Annotated in this window: 1 protein-coding gene; it reads left to right on the forward strand. The window is 24.5% G+C overall.

Annotated features, from left to right (window positions below; genetic code table 11):
- Positions 1 to 319: transglycosylase domain-containing protein (locus tag BT993_RS06850; protein WP_167359437.1), on the forward strand; the 319-nt coding region annotated here is incomplete at its 5' end.
- Positions 320 to 420 lie beyond the last annotated feature (101 nt).

Genomic DNA, 420 nt, shown 5'->3' on the forward strand with positions numbered 1-420 from the left:
TTCATATTCTTCTCTAGTTTTAGCTACTAGAATGGAAAGAAAATATACAAAAGATGAAATATTAGAACTATATTTGAATACTATAAACTTTGGTAGAGGGTCTTATGGTATTAAAAATGCTGCTAAAAATTATTTTGATAAATTACCTTCAGAGCTAACTATTGGAGAAGCAGCAATATTAGCTTCAATACCAAAATCACCTGCTAAATATTCAAAATTGGAAAATGCTTTAGAAAGACAAAAAATAGTAATAAATTTAAATGATAAAAATTGGGGTAATAACAGAAAAGAAAATGAAAATTCCAAAAAGGAAAATTAAAACTTTGTTAATTTAGATAATAAAAAATTAACAGATGAAGAAAGAATAACTAAAATCAATAATTCACCAGAATTTACAACTTGCTGCATAAAGTTTTTCCA

It is taken from the genome of Streptobacillus ratti (assembly GCF_001891165.1).
Lineage (GTDB): Bacteria > Fusobacteriota > Fusobacteriia > Fusobacteriales > Leptotrichiaceae > Streptobacillus > Streptobacillus ratti.